Raw genomic sequence first — 17,806 nt, 5'->3', positions numbered from 1 at the left:
GTCACCCTCCGTGGCGACCGCATGTGGGAGTTCCTCGACCGTCTGGTCTCCATTGCCCTTCCCCGAATCAGGGACTTCCGCGGCCTCTCGGGCACGCAGTTCGACGGCAACGGAAACTACACGTTCGGCCTCAACGAGCAGTCGATGTTCCACGAGATCGACGTGGACAAGATCGACCGTCCGCGCGGCATGGACATCACCGTAGTAACCACCGCAACCAACAACGAAGAAGGCCGCGCGCTGCTCAAGCACCTCGGCTTCCCGTTCAAGGAGAACTGAGTCCATGGCGAAGAAGGCATTGGTCAACAAGGCCAACAAGAAGCCGAAGTTCGCGGTGCGTGCATACACTCGCTGCAACCGCTGCGGCCGTCCCCATTCCGTGTTCCGCAAGTTCGGCCTCTGCCGTATCTGCGTGCGCGAGATGGCACACGCCGGAGAGCTTCCCGGAGTTCGCAAGAGCTCCTGGTGATCTGAGGCCCTCGGGCTTCACCACACCACGCTGATGGGCGTGGGTTCCTTTCGAGGAACCCACGCCCATTTCGTGTTTTTCAGGCCCGGAGCTTCATACCGACCACACGTCGTGTCGTAGATCGAGCGATCGGGTCAGGGCAAGTGCGGCATCGTGATCATCGCTCTCGACGATCATGAGCAGGCCACGTTCGGACATCGCCGACGCGAAGGCGTCGGTGGAGACGGTCCTACATCCGGGTGGCATATTCGGGTCTCCGAGTTCCCGATAGGTGTCGGCAATCGCTACTCCGTCCTCGGCTTGGTCGAATCCCCAGACGGTCACGAAATGCCCTACGTTCCAATCGAATTCGGTCAACTCTGCAGTATGGACATTCGCCAGCAGGCTGAATCGGAACTGCGCGTCCGCGAGGCGGGCAAGTAGCAGGCGCAGTCTCTCGGCACCGGGTCCCCTGATCGGAATCACGGCAACGCGGTGGTCGGTCGCGGTCGCGATACCCTCCGCGAGACCTGCTGCTGCGGTCCCGGCTGTGTCGGTCGACGCGGCCCTCGGCAGTCCATCCCACCCGTCGGTGATCCGTGGCGATCCAGGGGGACGCGCCGACTCGACCTCGATCGGCCAGATCGCGGATCCCGATGCGACCGCGAGTGCCGTCACATCCGGTGCGTCTTCGTCGAGAACAGCGGTCAACGCTACCGATGCCGAGAACGGTCCGCACAGTTGATCCGGTTGCGGCAGAACACGATCGAGTGCCGACACGATTGCACCTGCGCCGGGGAACCGTCGCAGCATCTCAGTAGATCCAGCGCAACGATTCGAGCAGTTCGTCCTCGGTGTGACTCTCTGCCCACGCGGCATCGGCGTCCCGGCACGCAACGAACGCGCCCAGAAGATCCTCGCCCAACACGTTCGCGACGAGTTCGGATGACAGCAGGTTCTCCCGCTGCTGAGCATGGGTCGTCGCGAGTGGGGAGATGCCCGCGGCGTCGCGTCGGGCTTCATCCCAGCTGCCCACATCTTCCTGAACCGGTGGCGGCAACTGCGCGCCATCTGCCACACCCGACAGGCCGGCCGCGATCGTGACGGCCAGCGCCAGATACGGATTGGCGGACGCGTCGCATGCCTTCAACTCGACGTTGGTGTGTTCCGGGCCGAGAAGGGGAGTGGCAGGCACGAGTCGAACTGCAGCCTCCCGGTTTTCGACGCCCCAAAATCCGAAGGCACCGGCCCAATAGCCGGGTCGACGGCGCAGCAAGGACCCCGAACTCGGTGCCGTGATTGCCGTGAGTCCCGGCAGTTCTCGAACCAGGCCGGCGATGTAGGACCGGCCCGTGTCGGACAATCCGTGCTCTCCGTCGCCGGTAAGTGCGTTCCGACCGTTGCGGACCAGCGACGTGTGCAGATGCCAACCATTGCCTGCACTGCTCGACGACGGCAGGGGAGCGAAGCTGGCCCGCAGACCCAGAGCGCGTGCCGCTGAGTGGATGGTCTGCCGCGCGAGGATCTGCGAATCGGCCGCGGCGAGTGGATCGAGTGGACTGAGCGCGATCTCGATCTGGGAAGCGCCGTACTCGGCGTGAATCTGGCCGATATTCAGACCGTTCGCGGCAAGCGCGTTGAGCAGCAGCACGACGAATTCGTCGACATCGCGTACTGCGTTCGCGGAGTAGGCAGGTCCGCGATGAGCGGACAGGCCGTCCGATTCGCGAGTAAGCGCGAACTCGATCTCGAATCCCGCCCGCACCTCGAATCCGGCATCGGACGCCTTCTGCACCTGACGCTCGAGAACCGCGCGTTGATCGTAGGGCCAGGGAGAGCCGTCCGCCGAGAGCTGCCGGCCGTGTGCCCAGGCAAGCCCCGGTTGGCCGGCGAGCGCGACCACGCTCGACGCGTTGTCGATCACCGGAATCAACCGCACATCGCCGGACGGCGTCGACAGTCCATCGTGGGCGAACGTGATCCCGTCGTGCGAATCGAACACCGCGAACACCGCGGTGACTCCTACTCCGCGTCGCGCGACTGCCGTCAATTCCGCGGTGGGCACGGTGCGTGATCGGACGATGCCGTTGTTGTCGACCCAGCCGATGGTGACCCCGGCGATGTTGCGGTCGCGCAGAGTGTGAGTGAGGTGGTCGATGTCGACTGCCTTCGAGTCCGTCATGGTCCGACGTTAGCGAAGAAGTCGGAGTCCGGGTATTCAACTGGACCTGCGGGTTGCGAAATGGCTGGGCTGAGCGTTTGCAGAACCGAGCGGATGCCCGCGTTTCATCGTCCCTGCAGTTGAGCCCAGGGCGACGTCGAGGCGGCGGTGAGTCTCACGGACGACATTGGAACAGGGTTGAAGCGTGCCCGAGGCCTGCATCTGAACCTCCGGACCGTGTCAGGGCGCGTTGTGATGTCAGGTGCGGAATGACAGTTACTGGTTGTCGACAGTCATGTTCCCGAGCACGTGAATTTCGAGCCGGTTTTCAGTCCTCAGTCGGTGAACAAGCCGATGAAGTATTCATTATCAGAGCTGACTCTGAAATCGCCCTCGATGTACTTGGCGAACTTCGGCACGTCGGCCAATGCGACTGGGTACGGTCCCATTTCTAGTGGAAGTTCACTTTCATCGACGTCAATCAGTTCTCTGATTTCGTCTCCGGTGATAGCAGTCAGGGGATAGCTGTCCGCGATCAAATCGGTTTGGTTATCGTATGATTCCAAGTACCACATTGTCCTCTCCTTGTTGGTAGTAGTCAGACCGTGCTGCCTTATTCTCGAGCGGTCGTGAACCGGCGTCGTCTCCGGTTCGAGTTACCAAGATGTCGGGCCTCGGTTGGTCATCGACCAGGCTTTCTAGTGGGATCTGGGGGCTTGGTTTGTGCTCCGGTATTCGGATCGAATTCGCCCAAGTGCTTGCCGTTCTTGCTGTATTTCTCGACTGCGCCGTGTTGGCTATCCCATTCGTAGATGTTCCCTTTGTCGTCAGTCCACCGCGTTCTGCGGTTGAGCGGTTTTCCCCGTGTGGCGTTTGGAAAGCCTGGCAGACCGCCCCGGGGCGCGGGATGGTAGTGCCAATTCCCCCCACCAGTGTTTGCGTTGAAGGTCGTCGGACTTGCTTGTAGTAGCGGTTGCACGTCCATCGCAATTCCGATAGCCGCCGCCCCGGTTGCCACGGTGACACCGACGGCAATTGCGGACGCCGCTTCCACTCCGGTGAGGACGGCGATGACACTTCCGGCGATGACGCTGCCCGTCGCGCCGGTAAACGGCGACCGTTCCCACGCCGAGGGTGAAGAAGCCGGCGACTGCGCCGGCGATCGTGCCGGCAACGATGGCGGTTCCCACGATATCGATGACGCTCTGGTGAGCGTCCTGAATGGTCGAGGCCCATTCGCCGCAAGCGCTCGCGAGAGTGTCGAACTGGTCGGCGACGTTGTGCGCAGCGCTGTCGACGCCGTCCATTTGGGCGAGGGCCTGCGGCACTTCGTCGGAGGCAAGTTCCTCCATGTCGGTCCACGCGGAGTTCGTGGCGTCGCTCGCTCGTCTCAGCTCTTCGGCGGCGGTGCGCCACGCGCTTCCGAGACCCCGCAACTTCTCCGGATCACCGTTGGGCCACATGTGGCCCTGAAGCCATCGCGTGATCAGCCCCCACCCATCGGGGCGTCGGTGTCGCCGCCGTAGGAACCGTTGAACCGCGGTGTAATCGTAGGAGGAAGTTGTGGGGGAGCGGGCAGCGGCGGAGTCGGCGGAACGGTGTTCGCATTCTCTGCGTTAGCGTGGTTGACGCCGGTTGCTGCAAGCAGATCATGAAGTTTGCCGAACGCATTCGTGATGTCGGTTGCTGTGGAAACGGCGTCGAATGCCGCGGAATCGTAACTGTCTGCCCAGGACTCTCCGGCGTTGTCGGTGCCTGCGCAGCCCCAGTTCCGGTCGAGTTCCGCGGCGAGTTTCGCTATCGCGCCGCTCGAGATGGTCTTGGCGCTGCCGTACTGGGAAGCCGCATCGGCAAGGATGTCCGGGTCGACGCTGATCGGGGCCATCAGGGCCACATTCGCTTGTTGTGGTCCACGGCTGCGCGATAGCGATCATGGGCGCATCGCGCCATCGTGCCGAGTTGGGCGAGCGCGGTTCGCATATCTGTCAGTTCCTGCCGGAGCAGCTCGTGCTTCGAGCGGTGCGCCTCAGCTGCTTCGCCTTCCCATTCGATGCCGAGATCGTTCACCTCGCGCTCGACATCGGCGATAGCGGATTCGATCGTGGCTCCAACTACATGCGCGCGAGCGACAAGAGCGAGAATTCGCTCGACGTCGGCGACGTAGCGCGCCGTCAACGGTCCAACCGAAGGCCGGAGTCCACCACGTGTTCATCGATCACGTTGTCCGATGCGGCATATTCGGTCGCAATGCCATCGAGCAGCCACGCGTCCTCGGTGAGCGCGCCGCATATCTTCCGAGCCGAATCGACCCACTCCGCCCACAGAACTGCATGGGAATCGGCCGCAGCGCCTGTCCAGGAGGTCTCCAGCAATTCCTCTGCGGCGAGACGGACGAGATCGATGTCATCCCACAACACGTCGGCGAGGCCGGACATCCGAGCAGAGGCACGGCGGATCCGATCGGGATCGGCTTTCACAGGGTCGTGCGGGACGAACCCGGCCATGGTGGGACGTCGACCGTCCTGGCAACAGAATCGGTTGTGCGCATCGAACCCCCCGGAGCGATGAAATGATGTCGGAAGACTACTGCACCGAACCGACTGGCTCGGCCGTACCCGCCCCGTCCATCCGGCATAGTGTTCGTCGAGCGCTACCACGCCCGATTTTGAGAACGGCACCCGGTTCCCTACACTAGAGCGGTTGCCCGGGCTTCGTCGTGCCTGCACGCGAGTCCTTGCAATGGAAACGCAACCTCGAGTTCTCCGTACGTCAGCATCGAAATGCGGAAGCTCGAAACACCTGGCAGTGCAGCGATGCATTGCTTGGAGCGCAACCCCTGACCGGCAACAGTCGGTCAGGACATGTTCACTTCGTTGTAGGCCCACGATGTGACGAGCCAGGCCCGCCGGGTTCTCGAGAATCCAGGGGCACCAGCTCGCGCGTGCTGCATGGGAACCGCTGCGAGAAAGGTGCACAGGTCACACCATGACGATGACCGATCCAATTGCAGACTTCTTGACCCGTCTGCGCAACGCCAATTCGGCGTACCACGACGAGGTGAAGCTTCCCCACTCGAAGCTCAAGGCGAACATCGCCGAGATCCTCAAGCGCGAGGGCTACATCTCCGATTACCGCACGGAAGACGCCGAGGTGGGCAAGACCCTCATCGTCGATCTGAAGTACGGCCCGAGCCGTGAGCGCAGCCTCGCCGGCGTGCGACGCGTCTCCAAGCCCGGTCTCCGGGTGTACGCAAAATCCACCAATCTGCCCAAGGTTCTCGGCGGCCTGGGCGTGGCGATCATCTCCACGTCCACAGGTTTGCTCACGGAGCGTCAGGCGGCCAAGCAGGGTGTGGGCGGAGAAGTCCTCGCCTACGTCTGGTAGGGGAGGCCACCACCATGTCACGTATTGGAAAATTGCCGGTACCGGTCCCCGCTGGAGTCGATATCACCATCGACGGCCAGAACGTTGCGGTCAAGGGTCCCAAGGGTGCCCTGAGCCTGACGGTCGCCGAGCCCATCCAGATCGCTCGCGCCGACGACGGCACCATCGCCGTCACCCGGCCCGATGACGAGCGCAAGAGCCGTGCACTGCACGGACTTTCGCGCACTCTCGTCGCGAACCTCATCACCGGTGTCACCAACGGTTACACCAACAAGATGGAGATTCACGGCGTCGGTTACCGCGTCGTACTCAAGGGCAAAGACCTCGAGTTCGCACTCGGTTACAGCCATCCCGTGCTGATCGAAGCACCCGAGGGCATCACGTTCACGGTCGAGTCGCCCACGCGATTCACCGTTGTCGGCATCGACAAGCAGAAGGTCGGTCAGATCTCTGCCAACATTCGTCGTCTGCGGCGTCCGGACCCGTACAAGGGCAAGGGCATCCGCTACGAGGGTGAAGTGATCCGCCGCAAGGTCGGAAAGACGGGTAAGTGATATGAGCCAGCAAACAGCAGACAAGGCGAACGTCGTCAAGCGCACTCCGCGTGGCACCGACGTCTCGACGAAGCGTCGCCTGTCGAAGGCACGTCGTCACTTCCGCCTTCGCAAGAAGATCTCCGGCACGCCCGAGCGTCCCCGCTTGGTCGTCAACCGGTCCTCGCGTCACATCCACGTGCAGTTGATCGACGACCTCGCCGGCCACACGCTGGCCAGCGCGTCGAGCATCGAAGCAGATGTGCGCGCCCTCGAGGGCGACAAGAAGGCCGTCAGCGCGAAGGTCGGCGAGCTCATCGCCAGCCGCGCGAAGGCAGCCGGCGTCGAGGCAGTCGTGTTCGACCGCGGCGGCAACAACTACAGCGGCCGCATCGCGGCACTCGCAGACGCAGCCCGTGAAGGCGGGTTGACGTTCTGATGATGACAATGACTGACAACGGAAGGACAGCCTGATGCCGGGACGTCAACGGCGTGACGGCGGAAGCGGCCCCGCCGGACAGAACAGTGGCCCCAACGCAGGTGGCGACAACAACCAGCGCGGCGACAACCGCGGTGGCGGTCGTGACCGTCGTGACAACGGCCGTGGCGGCAACGCTGCGGACAAGTCGAACTTCATCGAGAAGGTCGTCACGATCAACCGCGTCTCCAAGGTGGTCAAGGGTGGTCGACGCTTCAGCTTCACCGCCCTCGTCATCGTCGGTGACGGCAACGGACTGGTCGGCGTCGGCTACGGCAAGGCCAAGGAAGTTCCCGCGGCCATCCAGAAGGGTGTCGAGGAGGCTCGCAAGAGCTTCTTCCGCGTCCCGATGATCGCCGGCACCATCACGCACCCCATCCAGGGCGAAGCCGCAGCCGGCGTCGTCATGTTGCGTCCGGCCAGCGCCGGTACCGGCGTCATCGCCGGTGGCGCTGTGCGTGCCGTGCTGGAGTGCGCCGGTGTCCACGACGTGCTGTCGAAGTCGCTCGGTAGCGACAACGCCATCAACGTCGTGCACGCGACCGTCGCAGCCCTCAAGGGTCTGCAGCGTCCCGAGGAAGTTGCGGCTCGCCGCGGCCTGACCCTCGAAGAGGTTGCACCCGCCGGAATGCTGCGCGCACGCGCACAGGCAGGAGCGGTGAAGTAATGGCTCAGCTGAAGGTCACCCAGATCAAGAGCACCATCGGCCAGAAGGCGAACCAGCGTGACAGCCTGCGTACTCTCGGGCTCAAGGGCATCCGCCAGACGGTCGTCCGCGAGGACAACCCGCAGAACCGCGGACTGGTCAACACGGTGCGCCACCTCGTAACTGTTGAGGAGGTCTAACCATGACCATCAAACTGCACCACCTGCGCCCCGCAGCCGGATCCAAGTCGACGAAGATTCGCGTCGGCCGTGGTGAAGGTGGCAAGCGTGGCAAGACCGCAGGTCGCGGTACCAAGGGAACCGGCGCACGCAAGAACGTGCCGGCACGCTTCGAGGGTGGCCAGATGCCCCTTCACATGCGGCTCCCGAAGCTCAAGGGCTTCACCAACCGCAACCGTGTCGTGTTCCAGGTCGTGAACCTGCGCGACATCGAGCGTTTGTTCCCCGAGGGCGGTCAGATCGGTATCCCCGAGCTCATCGCCAAGGGCGCCGTTCGCAAGAACGAGCCCGTCAAGGTTCTCGGCGACGGAAACCTGACCGTGAAGGTCGAGATCTCGGCCAACAAGTTCACGGGCTCCGCCAAGGAAAAGATCGCCGCTGCCGGCGGTTCTGCAACCGAGGTATGAGCATCGGTTCGATGTGCTGAGTAGCAGCGCATCGACCAGCAGTTCGTGACGATGGCCGCAGCCACAGCTCTCGCAGCTGAGCTGCGGCCATCGTTGCCTCGGCACCACGTGCCGTGGTCGACCGAACGGACGGGGTCCAACACTGACCGTCGGGCGGTTCGATACGCACTGTTAGAGTTCTAGAGTTCACAGAAGTTCGTTTCGATGCGGGCGACCCATGTCGCTCGCAGTCCATGCTTGTGAGGCTCACGGGAGCACCAGTTGCGCTCCCGGCGAAGTACTCGCAGCGTCAATGCAGTCGTGCCAGGAGGATCTTTGCTTTCCGCCTTCGTGTCGGCCCTCAGGACTCCTGACCTGAGACGGAAGATCCTCTTCACGCTCGGTCTCGTCGCCCTGTATCGCTTCGGTGCCACGCTGCCGTCGCCGGGTGTCGACTACGCCAATGTCCGAGCATGCATCGACCAGGTCTCCGGTGGAGACTCGGCGGGCATCTACTCGTTGATCAACCTGTTCTCCGGTGGAGCGCTCCTACAGCTCTCGGTGTTCGCGATCGGCATCATGCCGTACATCACCGCCAGCATCATCGTGCAGCTGCTCACCGTCGTCATCCCGAAGTTCGAGGAACTCCGCAAGGAGGGCCAGTCCGGGCAGGCCAAGATGACGCAGTACACGCGTTATCTGTCGATCGCCTTGGCCGTCCTGCAGGCGACCGGCCTGGTGGCACTCGCTTCGCGCGGCCAGCTGCTTCAGGGCTGCCAGCAGGACATCATCGCCGACCAATCCATCTTCGGCCTCGTCATCATCGTGCTCGTCATGACCGCCGGTGCAGCCGTCGTCATGTGGTTCGGTGAGGTCATCACCGAGCGCGGCGTTGGCAACGGCATGTCGCTGCTCATCTTCGCCGGAATCGCCTCGCGTATCCCGTCCGAGGGCAACTCGATCCTCGAGAGCCGCGGCGGATTGGTGTTCGGTTTCGTCTGTTTCGCAGCGTTCCTGATCATCACCGGTGTGGTCTTCGTCGAGCAGGGTCAGCGCCGAATTCCCGTCCAGTACGCCAAGCGCATGGTCGGTCGAAAGATGTACGGCGGCTCGTCCACGTACCTTCCGCTCAAGGTCAACCAGGCCGGCGTCATCCCGGTGATCTTCGCGTCCTCGCTGCTCTACCTGCCGAACCTCATCGCCCAGCTCACCTCGGCGAGCACCGCGGTCGATCCGAGTTGGTGGCAGCGCATCATCAACGAGTACCTGGTGAACCCCGCAAACCCGGTGTACATCGCGATCTTCTTCGGTCTGATCGTCTTCTTCACGTACTTCTACGTGGCGATCACGTTCAACCCCGAAGAGCGCGCCGACGAAATGAAGAAGTTCGGCGGGTTCATCCCGGGCATCCGTCCGGGCAAGCCGACCGCCGACTATCTGAACTACGTCCTCAGTCGCATCACGTTGCCGGGTGCGGTCTACCTGGGCACCATTGCCGTGCTCCCGAACCTGTTCCTCGACATCGGAAGTTCGGGTGGAGGACAGAACCTCCCGTTCGGCGGCACCGCCGTTCTGATCATGGTCAGCGTGGGCTTGGATACCGTGAAGCAAATCGAAAGCCAGCTGATGCAGCGTAACTACGAAGGGTTCCTCAAGTGAGACTTGTTCTGCTCGGTCCGCCCGGTGCCGGCAAAGGCACCCAGGCCGTCCTCCTGTCCGAGAAGCTGGGCGTTCCGCACATCTCCACCGGCGACCTGTTTCGCGCGAACATCGGTGAGAAGACGGCGCTCGGACTCGAAGCGAAGAAGTACCTCGATGCAGGCGACCTTGTTCCCAGTGAGCTGACCATCGACATGGTCCGCAGTCGCCTCGCCGAGCCCGACGCGGTGAACGGCTTCCTGCTCGACGGCTTCCCGCGTTCGGTGGGTCAGGCCGAGGCGCTGGTCGGCATCCTGGCGGATCTGAACGCCGAGCTCGACGCAGTACTCTCCTTCGCCGTCGACGAAGACGTCGTCGTCGAACGCATGCTCTCGCGTGGCCGCGAGGACGACAAGGAAGACGTCATCCGGAACCGACTCAAGGTGTACCGGGACGAGACCGCGCCGCTGCTCGACTACTACGAGGGTCAACTCGTGACGGTCGACGCGATCGGTGAGGTGGACGAGGTCAACGCTCGCGCGCTGAAGTCCATCGAGGACCACGGCAAGTAATGGCGTTCGGCCGTAAACGCAAGGTCGTGCCGTTCCGCAGCGCAGGTGAACTCGACGCCATGGCTGCGGCCGGCGCGGTCGTCGGCGCTGCTCTGGTTGCCGTCCGGGCAGCGGCGGTACCCGGTGTCTCGACACTCGAGCTCGACCGAGTGGCCGAGGCGGTCATTCGTGACGCCGGTGCCGTGCCGTCGTTCCTCGGTTACCACGGCTTCACCGGCAGTATCTGCTCGTCGGTGAACGACCGTGTGGTGCACGGCATTCCGTCGGCAGACGAGCTCTTGGTCGCGGGCGATCTGGTGTCCATCGACTGTGGGGCGGTTCTCGACGGTTGGCACGGAGACTCTGCATGGACATTCGGTGTCGGCGACATCATCGAAGCCGACGCCATGCTCAGTGAGGCGACGAGGCTGTCGATGGAAGCCGGCATCGCCGCGATGCTTCCCGGCAACCGGCTCACCGACGTCTCGCACGCCATCGAATCCGGAACCCATGCCGCCGAGCAGGCGCACGGACGCAAGTACGGAATCGTCGACGGATACGGCGGTCATGGAATCGGCCGTGAAATGCACATGGACCCGTTCCTCGCGAACGAGGGTGCCCCCGGCAAGGGGCCGGAGCTGGTCGTCGGATCCACCCTCGCGATCGAGCCCATGTTGACTCTCGGTACCTACGACACCGACATCCTCGACGACGGGTGGACGGTCGTGACGACCGACGGATCCCGGTCCGCGCACTGGGAACACACCGTTGCCGTCACCGAGGACGGGCCGCGGATCCTGACGCTGCGACCCAGCTAGGGGCAGACCCGGCCGGGGTCACCAGGCCAACGAGCCGTAGCGCCGCCCGCCACGGAGCAGGCCGAGGTGCGCGGCCACCAGACGTAGCCAGAGTCGAGTGGGCATCCTGGTCACGGCAGTCGGAAGCAGAGGGTTCCGGACGCCCAGCATCAGCAGGGCGACGTAGATCGAGCGGGCCCGGAACGGCGGGCAGCCGTGGACTCGGTAGAGGCCGCGCACGTGAGCCGATCCGTATCCCAGAGCGCCTGCTTGTTTCCAGTTCTCCCGGTGGCCGGTGCGCAGTCGGTACGAGACCAGTGGTTCGGCGATGAAGTGCAACCGACGGCCCGCGTGCTGTGCGCGCCACGAGAATTCCATGTCCTCGCTGGCGTGTACGTATTCGAGCATGCCGCCGAGCTGACGGTAGGTCGATCTGCGGCACGCCATGCTGGCACCGATGACGAACGGCAGGAATGTCGACATGCCCTGATCCGTGGGCGGTGCGAAAGGCGTCGATGCTCGCGTGGCAACGGAGTTCAGTGTCTCCGTCTCCAGGCCGGTACCCACGAGGTCGTACTCGTCGAGGCGCGCAACGATGCGTCGGAGCCAGCTCGGGTGCACCGCGTCGTCCGCGTCGCAGAATGCAAGCAATTCGCTGCGGGCGGCGTCTGCACCCCGGTTGCGTGCGAACGATGCCCCCGGGGTTCCCGCAGCATCGACGTATCTCAGGTCCAGAGCGCCACGAAGGTGATGGCAGTCGATGTGTTCGCGAAGGCCGTCGGTCGAGCCGTTGTCGCTGATGATCACCGTGAACGGATGCTCGTAGTCCTGTCGAGCGAGAGCTCGCAGTTGATCGTCGAGAACGTCCTTGGCGTTGTGAATTGGGATGATGACGGATACGACCGGGTCGCCGGCGCGCGTGTCTGATCTCAAGAGGGGTGCCTTGTAGTCGTCGTCGCGGACACGGCCGCCGCTGCGAACGCAGTCGGTACGGCCAGTGGTTGTGCGGCTGTGATGCAGCCCGGCGGAACGTTAGCTCAGGAAATCGAACTGGGGCAAACGTTGACCTGGAGTATGGACACTGGACGCATTTGGCCAGACGTGCATTACCCGGTAGCATGGATCGACGGTGCGCCCTGCGTACCGGATGTTCGCGTGCCCTGGTGGGCTGCGAACCGTTCCGGCGATACGTCGGCCCGTTGATTCGGGTCGGTCAGTGGGCATCACGGTAACGGAAACAGATGCAATCAACCAGGTGTGAGAGCCAGGATCGCGGAGGATATGGCCAAGAAAGACGGTGCTATCGAGGTAGAGGGCCGAGTTGTCGAACCGCTGCCCAATGCGATGTTTCGCATTGAGCTCGAAAACGGCCACAAGGTTCTCGCTCACATCAGCGGAAAGATGCGTCAGCACTACATCCGCATCCTTCCCGAGGATCGCGTCGTGGTGGAGCTTTCGCCCTACGACCTCACGCGTGGACGCATCGTTTACCGCTACAAGTAACAGCTTCCCCGGCCACGTCCGGTCGGGGAGAACCATGCTCGGGGCCACTGCACGCAGCGGGGCCGAGCTACACACAGGAGATCAACGACGTGAAGGTTCAGCCGAGCGTCAAGAAGATCTGCGAAAAGTGCAAGGTGATTCGTCGTAACGGACGCGTCATGGTGATCTGCGACAACCTGCGTCACAAGCAGCGTCAGGGATAACCACCGAGCATTTCGCACGTCGGCTTGGCAACAGCTAGAAGATGACCTCCCAGCACCAACCGCGACACACGCGTCACGGCATACCCCCGGCACGGAGGCCGGGGCCCCACTGAGTTTGTTGAAAGACGCTTCACACCCCAGCGGTGAGAAGGACACAGGGGACGGACTGGGAGCAGACCTCCGGACAAGAAAAGGAAATGCCACATGGCACGTCTCGCAGGTGTGGATCTGCCGCGCGAAAAGCGCATGGAGATCGCACTGACTTACATCTACGGCGTCGGCCGTACCCGCTCCAAGGAAATCCTCACAGCGACGGGCGTCAGCCCCGACCTGCGAAGCAAGGATCTCGGCGACGACGATCTGCGCAAGCTCAGCGATTACATCAACGAGTCCCTCAAGGTCGAGGGCGACCTGCGCCGCGAGGTTCAGGCCGACATCCGTCGCAAGATCGAAATCGGCTGCTACCAGGGTCTTCGCCACCGTCGTGGTCTGCCCGTCCGTGGACAGCGCACCAAGACCAATGCGCGTACCCGTAAGGGACCCAAGCGCACCATTGCCGGCAAGAAGAAGGCGAAGTAATGCCCCCCAAAGCACGCGGTACCGGTCCGAAGAAGGCGCAGAAGACGCGTCGCAGGGACAAGAAGAACGTCCCGCACGGATCTGCGCACATCAAGAGCACGTTCAACAACACGATCGTGTCGATCACCGACCCCGCCGGAAACGTCATCTCGTGGGCGTCCTCGGGACACGTGGGCTTCAAGGGCTCGCGCAAGTCGACTCCGTTCGCCGCACAGCTCGCAGCCGAGAACGCTGCGCGCAAGGCACAGGAGCACGGCGTCAAGAAGGTCGACGTCTTCGTCAAGGGTCCCGGCTCCGGCCGTGAGACCGCGATCCGCTCGCTTCAGGCCGCTGGCCTCGAGGTCGGCACCATCTCCGATGTCACCCCTCAGCCGCACAACGGCTGCCGTCCGCCCAAGCGGCGTCGGGTCTAGCGGGAAGGAAAGGTTTAGAAAATGGCACGTTATACCGGCCCTATCACCCGCAAGTCGCGTCGTCTGCGCGTCGACCTCGTCGGAGGCGACCAAGCGTTCGAGCGTCGTCCCTACCCGCCCGGCCAGCACGGCCGCGCGCGGATCAAGGAGAGCGAGTACCTGCTCCAGCTGCAGGAGAAGCAGAAGGCTCGCTTCACCTACGGCGTCATGGAGAAGCAGTTCCGTCTGTACTACAAGGAAGCCAACAGGACCGTCGGCAAGACCGGCGAGAACCTGCTGACCATCCTCGAGAGTCGTCTCGACAACGTCGTCTACCGTGCCGGACTGGCACGTACGCGTCGTCAGGCCCGTCAGCTGGTCACGCACGGTCACTTCCTGGTGAACAACAAGCGCGTCGACATCCCCAGCTACCGCGTCTCGCAGTACGACATCATCGACGTGCGTGAGAAGTCGGCACAGACTCTGCCGATCCAGATCGCCCGCGAAAGCTACGGCGACCGTCCCGTCGCCCCGTGGCTGCAGGTCGTTCCCAACCGTCTTCGCATCCTGGTGCACCGGTTGCCGGAGCGCGCACAGATCGACGTGCCGCTCCAGGAGCAGCTCATCGTCGAGTACTACTCGAAGTAAGGCGCAGGACGCATGTGAGTCTCCCCGTGAGGCTCACATGCGTCTTCGCCTCCACACGTGGGCGTCAAATAGCGGACGCCCGTACAGGAGGAACACACAATGCTCATTTCACAGCGCCCGACGCTGACCGAAGAGGTCATCGCCGACAACCGCTCGAAATTCGTCATCGAGCCGCTCGAGCCCGGCTTCGGTTACACACTCGGCAACTCGCTCCGCCGCACCCTGCTGTCGTCGATCCCCGGCGCTGCTGTCACCAGCATCCGTATCGACGGCGTCCTCCACGAATTCACCACCGTCCCCGGAGTCAAGGAAGATGTCACCGACATCATCCTGAACCTCAAGGGCCTCGTGGTGAGCTCCGAAGAAGACGAACCGGTCACCATGTACGTCCGCAAGCAGGGCCCCGGCGCTGTGACCGCAGGCGACATCGTGCCTCCGGCCGGCGTCACGGTGAACAACCCCGATCTGCACATCGCGACCCTGAACGACAAGGGCAAGTTGGAGATCGAGCTCGTAGTCGAGCGCGGTCGCGGCTACGTCCCCGCCGTTCAGAACAAGGCTTCGGGTGCCGAGATCGGCCGTATTCCGGTCGACTCGATCTACTCACCCGTGCTCAAGGTCACCTACAAGGTGGAGGCCACCCGCGTCGAACAGCGCACCGACTTCGATCGGCTCGTTCTCGACGTGGAAACCAAGAATTCCATCACCGCGCGGGACGCGCTCGCTTCGGCGGGCAAGACCCTGGTTGAGCTCTTCGGCCTCGCCCGTGAGCTGAACGTCGAAGCAGAAGGCATCGAGATCGGACCCTCGCCCGCCGAGGCCGATCACATTGCTTCCTTCGGACTCCCCATCGAGGATCTGGACCTCACCGTCCGGTCCTACAACTGCCTCAAGCGCGAGGGTGTTCACACCGTCGGCGAGTTGGTTGGTCGTACCGAGTCCGATCTGCTCGACATCCGTAACTTCGGGCAGAAGTCCATCGACGAGGTGAAGGTCAAGCTGCATTCGCTCGGCCTCTCCCTCAAGGACAGCCCCGCGTCGTTCGATCCGAGCACCGTGCCTGGCTACGACGCCACCACGGGCACGTGGAGTGACACCGACGCCGGCTCCTTCAGCGACACCGAAGGTGCCGAGCAGGACTACGCCGAGACAGAACAGCTGTAATCAGCTCGCTGGAGCTCTTACTAGGAGATTCATCATGCCCAAGCCCACCAAGGGCCGCCGTCTCGGCGGGTCGGCGTCGCACCAGAAGGCCATCCTGGCCAACCTGGCGACGTCACTCTTCGAGCACGGCCGCATCACCACCACCGAGTCGAAGGCCAAGCGCCTTCGTCCCCACGCCGAGAAGCTCGTCACCCATGCGAAAAAGGGTGATCTGGCGCATCGTCGTGAGGTTCTCAAGACGATCAACAACAAAGATGTCGTGCACAAGCTGTTCGCCGAGATCGGGCCTTTCTTCGCCGATCGCGACGGTGGCTACACGCGCATCATCAAGACCGTCCCCCGCAAGGGTGACAACTCGCCGATGGCCATCATCGAGCTCGTCAACGAGCAGACGGTGTCCAACGAAGCCGATCGCGCTCGCCGCGTGAAGGCTTCGCAGGCTGCTCCCGCCGCAACCGAGGCTCCGGCCGAGGACGCGACCGACGAGAACGTCGTCGAGGCTGTCGAAGCCGACGCGACCGAAGCCGAGGTTGCCAACGCCGACGCAGTCATCGACGGCATCGAGGACAACGACGCACACGCGTCGGACGCCCCCGAGGCCGAGGAAGCCAAGAAGGACTAGTCCTTTTGAGCTCCGCGCACGATCGAAGCGGGCCCGCCATTCCCCCAGGGGAAGGCGGGCCCGCTTTGTCGGTCCCCACCAGATTTCGGCTCGACATCTCGTACGACGGCACGAGCTTCTCCGGGTGGGCGCGCCAACCGGGTATCCGCACCGTCTGCGGAGTGCTCGAAGAAGCCTTCTCCACGGTGCTGCGGCAATCGATAGAGCTGACCGTGGCGGGACGAACCGACGCGGGAGTCCACGCAACGGGACAGGTGGCGCACTTCGACGCCGTCGACGTTCCCGACGATCACGACCAACTGGTCCGCCGAATGGCCCGGTTTCTGCCCACCGATGTTCGAGTACGGGCCATCACCGCCGTCTCCCGGGATTTCGACGCTCGATTCTCGGCATACCGCAGGCACTACGAATATCGTTTCGGCACTGCGCTCTACGGTGTCGACCCCCTCGATGTCGCCGGTGTCGTCTCCTGGCCCAGGCCCATCGATCTGGGTGCGATGCGTGAGGCATCCGCGGGATTGATCGGTCTGCACGATTTCGCCGCGTTCTGCAAGCGACGTGACGGTGCCACCACCGTTCGGGAACTGCAGCGCTTCGACTGGGAGCGCGACGGCGATCGTCTCACCGCATACGTCAGCGCCGACGCATTCTGCTGGTCGATGGTCCGTAGCCTCGTCGGTGCCATGCAGGCCGTGGGCGAAGGACGCCGAACTCCCGACTGGGCGCGGTCGCTGTTGACTCGCCGCGAGCGGGCGAGCGAGGTGGCGGTGGCTCCGGCGCACGGCCTGTCTTTGGTTCGTGTCGACTACCCGCCGGCCGACGAGCTGGCTGCCCGGAACGCGGCCACCCGAGAAGTGCGCACGGCGATCACCGATGACCGTTGCTGTGGGGGAGAGGGCTGACCGAGCGTCACCGGGTCTAGTGTCGGAGCGATGCAGCCGATACAGCTCGCCATCGTCGTCGGTAGTGTGCGTGCCGGTCGAGTGGGACCGACCGTCGCGGCCTGGGTTCGAGGTGTTGCCGCCGAACGCACCACCGTCGAGGTGGTGGACGTCGACCTGGCCGATTTCGAGTTACCGAACTCTCTCGTTCCGAGCGAGGACTCCGAACGCTTCACCGGGATCATCGATGCGGCCGACGCCTTCGTGTTCGTCACTCCCGAGTACAACCACGGCGTACCCGGTGCGTTGAAGACTGCGCTCGACACGGTGAAGTACGAGTGGCGTGGCAAGCCGGTGGGATTCGTCTCCTACGGCGGGCTGGGCGGTGGGATTCGAGCGACCGAACAGCTGCGGCAGATCACTGCCGAATTGCACATGGTCTCGGTCCGAGATGCCGTGTCGCTGCACCGGGTGCGTAAGCGGTTCGACGAGTCGGGACGGATCGACGATGCCGCGGCCGTCGACGCTCTGGGGCGTCTTCTCGATCAGCTGG

The 17,806-nt window shown here is 63.5% G+C and carries 29 protein-coding genes; 20 read left to right on the top strand and 9 right to left on the bottom strand.

Annotated features, from left to right (window positions below):
- Positions 1-279: large ribosomal subunit protein uL5 (gene rpl5, locus CH256_RS03605; protein ID WP_441344176.1), on the top strand; the 279-nt coding region annotated here is incomplete at its 5' end.
- Between the two features lie 4 nt (positions 280-283).
- Positions 284-469 carry a type Z 30S ribosomal protein S14 gene (locus CH256_RS03600; RefSeq protein ID WP_008718273.1) on the top strand — a complete coding sequence of 62 codons (186 nt, stop codon included), beginning with the start codon at positions 284-286 and terminating at the stop codon, positions 467-469.
- A gap of 93 nt (positions 470-562) precedes the next feature.
- On the opposite strand, the gene CH256_RS03595 is transcribed toward CH256_RS03600, so the two are convergent.
- The 8 genes from CH256_RS03595 to CH256_RS27935 form a co-directional block, all read right to left on the bottom strand.
- On the bottom strand, positions 563-1,261 hold the full coding sequence (locus tag CH256_RS03595) for a DUF6885 family protein (RefSeq protein ID WP_094668886.1): 699 nt from the start codon (positions 1,259-1,261) through the stop codon (positions 563-565).
- 1 nt (position 1,262) lies between these two features.
- Positions 1,263-2,630: a glutamine synthetase family protein gene (locus tag CH256_RS03590; RefSeq protein WP_094668885.1), complete on the bottom strand. Its 1,368-nt coding sequence runs from the start codon at positions 2,628-2,630 to the stop codon at positions 1,263-1,265.
- Between the two features lie 314 nt (positions 2,631-2,944).
- The gene (locus CH256_RS27560) at positions 2,945-3,184 is read right to left on the bottom strand and encodes a DUF7683 domain-containing protein (RefSeq protein WP_094639131.1); all 240 of its coding nucleotides are present in this window, start codon (positions 3,182-3,184) and stop codon (positions 2,945-2,947) included.
- A gap of 107 nt (positions 3,185-3,291) precedes the next feature.
- The gene (locus tag CH256_RS28445; protein WP_256989347.1) at positions 3,292-3,423 is read right to left on the bottom strand and encodes a colicin E3/pyocin S6 family cytotoxin; all 132 of its coding nucleotides are present in this window, start codon (positions 3,421-3,423) and stop codon (positions 3,292-3,294) included.
- Between the two features lie 13 nt (positions 3,424-3,436).
- Positions 3,437-4,096: a WXG100-like domain-containing protein gene (locus tag CH256_RS28440; RefSeq protein WP_441344177.1), complete on the bottom strand. Its 660-nt coding sequence runs from the start codon at positions 4,094-4,096 to the stop codon at positions 3,437-3,439.
- Positions 4,096-4,494, bottom strand: coding sequence for a hypothetical protein (locus CH256_RS03575; protein ID WP_143536510.1), 399 nt, complete (start codon positions 4,492-4,494; stop codon positions 4,096-4,098). The genes CH256_RS28440 and CH256_RS03575 overlap by 1 nt, the downstream gene beginning before the upstream one ends.
- On the bottom strand, positions 4,494-4,784 hold the full coding sequence (locus CH256_RS03570; RefSeq protein ID WP_094668882.1) for a WXG100 family type VII secretion target: 291 nt from the start codon (positions 4,782-4,784) through the stop codon (positions 4,494-4,496). The genes CH256_RS03575 and CH256_RS03570 overlap by 1 nt, the downstream gene beginning before the upstream one ends.
- Positions 4,781-5,113, bottom strand: a complete 333-nt coding sequence (locus CH256_RS27935) for a WXG100 family type VII secretion target (RefSeq protein ID WP_179271988.1) — start codon at positions 5,111-5,113, stop codon at positions 4,781-4,783. The genes CH256_RS03570 and CH256_RS27935 overlap by 4 nt, the downstream gene beginning before the upstream one ends.
- A gap of 481 nt (positions 5,114-5,594) precedes the next feature.
- Here CH256_RS27935 and rpsH point away from each other — a divergent pair, with 481 nt between their 5' ends.
- From rpsH to map, 9 genes are all read left to right on the top strand, one after another.
- Entirely contained in the window at positions 5,595-5,993 is a 399-nt protein-coding gene (gene rpsH, locus CH256_RS03560) for a 30S ribosomal protein S8 (protein WP_008718266.1), read from the top strand.
- 14 nt (positions 5,994-6,007) lie between these two features.
- Entirely contained in the window at positions 6,008-6,547 is a 540-nt protein-coding gene (rplF, locus tag CH256_RS03555) for a 50S ribosomal protein L6 (RefSeq protein WP_032397535.1), read from the top strand.
- Position 6,548: 1 nt separating this feature from the next.
- Entirely contained in the window at positions 6,549-6,965 is a 417-nt protein-coding gene (rplR, locus tag CH256_RS03550; RefSeq protein WP_032365631.1) for a 50S ribosomal protein L18, read from the top strand.
- A 34-nt stretch (positions 6,966-6,999) separates the two neighbouring features.
- Positions 7,000-7,671, top strand: a complete 672-nt coding sequence (rpsE, locus tag CH256_RS03545; RefSeq protein ID WP_032397534.1) for a 30S ribosomal protein S5 — start codon at positions 7,000-7,002, stop codon at positions 7,669-7,671.
- Positions 7,671-7,850 carry a 50S ribosomal protein L30 gene (gene rpmD, locus CH256_RS03540; protein WP_008718256.1) on the top strand — a complete coding sequence of 60 codons (180 nt, stop codon included), beginning with the start codon at positions 7,671-7,673 and terminating at the stop codon, positions 7,848-7,850. The genes rpsE and rpmD overlap by 1 nt, the downstream gene beginning before the upstream one ends.
- Positions 7,851-7,852: 2 nt before the next feature.
- Positions 7,853-8,296, top strand: coding sequence for a 50S ribosomal protein L15 (gene rplO, locus CH256_RS03535; RefSeq protein WP_032397532.1), 444 nt, complete (start codon positions 7,853-7,855; stop codon positions 8,294-8,296).
- A gap of 315 nt (positions 8,297-8,611) precedes the next feature.
- Complete coding sequence (secY, locus tag CH256_RS03530; protein WP_094668880.1) at positions 8,612-9,934, top strand: preprotein translocase subunit SecY; 1,323 nt, start codon at positions 8,612-8,614, stop codon at positions 9,932-9,934.
- On the top strand, positions 9,931-10,485 hold the full coding sequence (locus CH256_RS03525) for an adenylate kinase (protein WP_094639134.1): 555 nt from the start codon (positions 9,931-9,933) through the stop codon (positions 10,483-10,485). The genes secY and CH256_RS03525 overlap by 4 nt, the downstream gene beginning before the upstream one ends.
- Positions 10,485-11,282 carry a type I methionyl aminopeptidase gene (gene map / locus CH256_RS03520; protein WP_032397529.1) on the top strand — a complete coding sequence of 266 codons (798 nt, stop codon included), beginning with the start codon at positions 10,485-10,487 and terminating at the stop codon, positions 11,280-11,282. The genes CH256_RS03525 and map overlap by 1 nt, the downstream gene beginning before the upstream one ends.
- A gap of 18 nt (positions 11,283-11,300) precedes the next feature.
- Here map and CH256_RS03515 read toward each other — a convergent pair whose 3' ends face one another.
- Positions 11,301-12,194 (bottom strand): glycosyltransferase, encoded by an 894-nt coding sequence (locus CH256_RS03515; protein ID WP_179271987.1) that lies wholly within the window; start codon positions 12,192-12,194, stop codon positions 11,301-11,303.
- Positions 12,195-12,542: 348 nt separating this feature from the next.
- On the opposite strand from CH256_RS03515, the gene infA reads away from it, so the two are divergent.
- The 9 genes from infA to CH256_RS03470 all read left to right on the top strand — a co-directional run.
- A complete protein-coding gene (gene infA / locus CH256_RS03510; RefSeq protein WP_005140011.1) occupies positions 12,543-12,764 on the top strand; it encodes a translation initiation factor IF-1 in 222 nt (73 codons plus the stop codon).
- Between the two features lie 89 nt (positions 12,765-12,853).
- Entirely contained in the window at positions 12,854-12,967 is a 114-nt protein-coding gene (gene rpmJ, locus CH256_RS03505) for a 50S ribosomal protein L36 (RefSeq protein ID WP_025347279.1), read from the top strand.
- Positions 12,968-13,171: 204 nt separating this feature from the next.
- Positions 13,172-13,546, top strand: a complete 375-nt coding sequence (rpsM, locus tag CH256_RS03500) for a 30S ribosomal protein S13 (protein WP_008718227.1) — start codon at positions 13,172-13,174, stop codon at positions 13,544-13,546.
- Positions 13,546-13,959: a 30S ribosomal protein S11 gene (gene rpsK, locus CH256_RS03495; RefSeq protein ID WP_027496331.1), complete on the top strand. Its 414-nt coding sequence runs from the start codon at positions 13,546-13,548 to the stop codon at positions 13,957-13,959. The genes rpsM and rpsK overlap by 1 nt, the downstream gene beginning before the upstream one ends.
- Before the next feature lie 21 nt (positions 13,960-13,980).
- The gene (gene rpsD / locus CH256_RS03490; RefSeq protein ID WP_032397528.1) at positions 13,981-14,586 is read left to right on the top strand and encodes a 30S ribosomal protein S4; all 606 of its coding nucleotides are present in this window, start codon (positions 13,981-13,983) and stop codon (positions 14,584-14,586) included.
- Positions 14,587-14,685: 99 nt separating this feature from the next.
- Positions 14,686-15,750 carry a DNA-directed RNA polymerase subunit alpha gene (locus CH256_RS03485; protein WP_008718222.1) on the top strand — a complete coding sequence of 355 codons (1,065 nt, stop codon included), beginning with the start codon at positions 14,686-14,688 and terminating at the stop codon, positions 15,748-15,750.
- A 34-nt stretch (positions 15,751-15,784) separates the two neighbouring features.
- Positions 15,785-16,372, top strand: a complete 588-nt coding sequence (gene rplQ / locus CH256_RS03480; RefSeq protein ID WP_094668878.1) for a 50S ribosomal protein L17 — start codon at positions 15,785-15,787, stop codon at positions 16,370-16,372.
- A 5-nt stretch (positions 16,373-16,377) separates the two neighbouring features.
- Positions 16,378-17,274 carry a tRNA pseudouridine(38-40) synthase TruA gene (gene truA / locus CH256_RS03475; protein ID WP_094668877.1) on the top strand — a complete coding sequence of 299 codons (897 nt, stop codon included), beginning with the start codon at positions 16,378-16,380 and terminating at the stop codon, positions 17,272-17,274.
- Between the two features lie 30 nt (positions 17,275-17,304).
- Positions 17,305-17,806: NADPH-dependent FMN reductase (locus CH256_RS03470; protein ID WP_094668876.1), on the top strand; the 502-nt coding region annotated here is incomplete at its 3' end.

The organism is Rhodococcus sp. 05-2254-6 (assembly GCF_002258565.1).
Taxonomy (GTDB): domain Bacteria; phylum Actinomycetota; class Actinomycetes; order Mycobacteriales; family Mycobacteriaceae; genus Rhodococcoides.
This window is presented reverse-complemented; position numbering and strand designations above follow the sequence as displayed.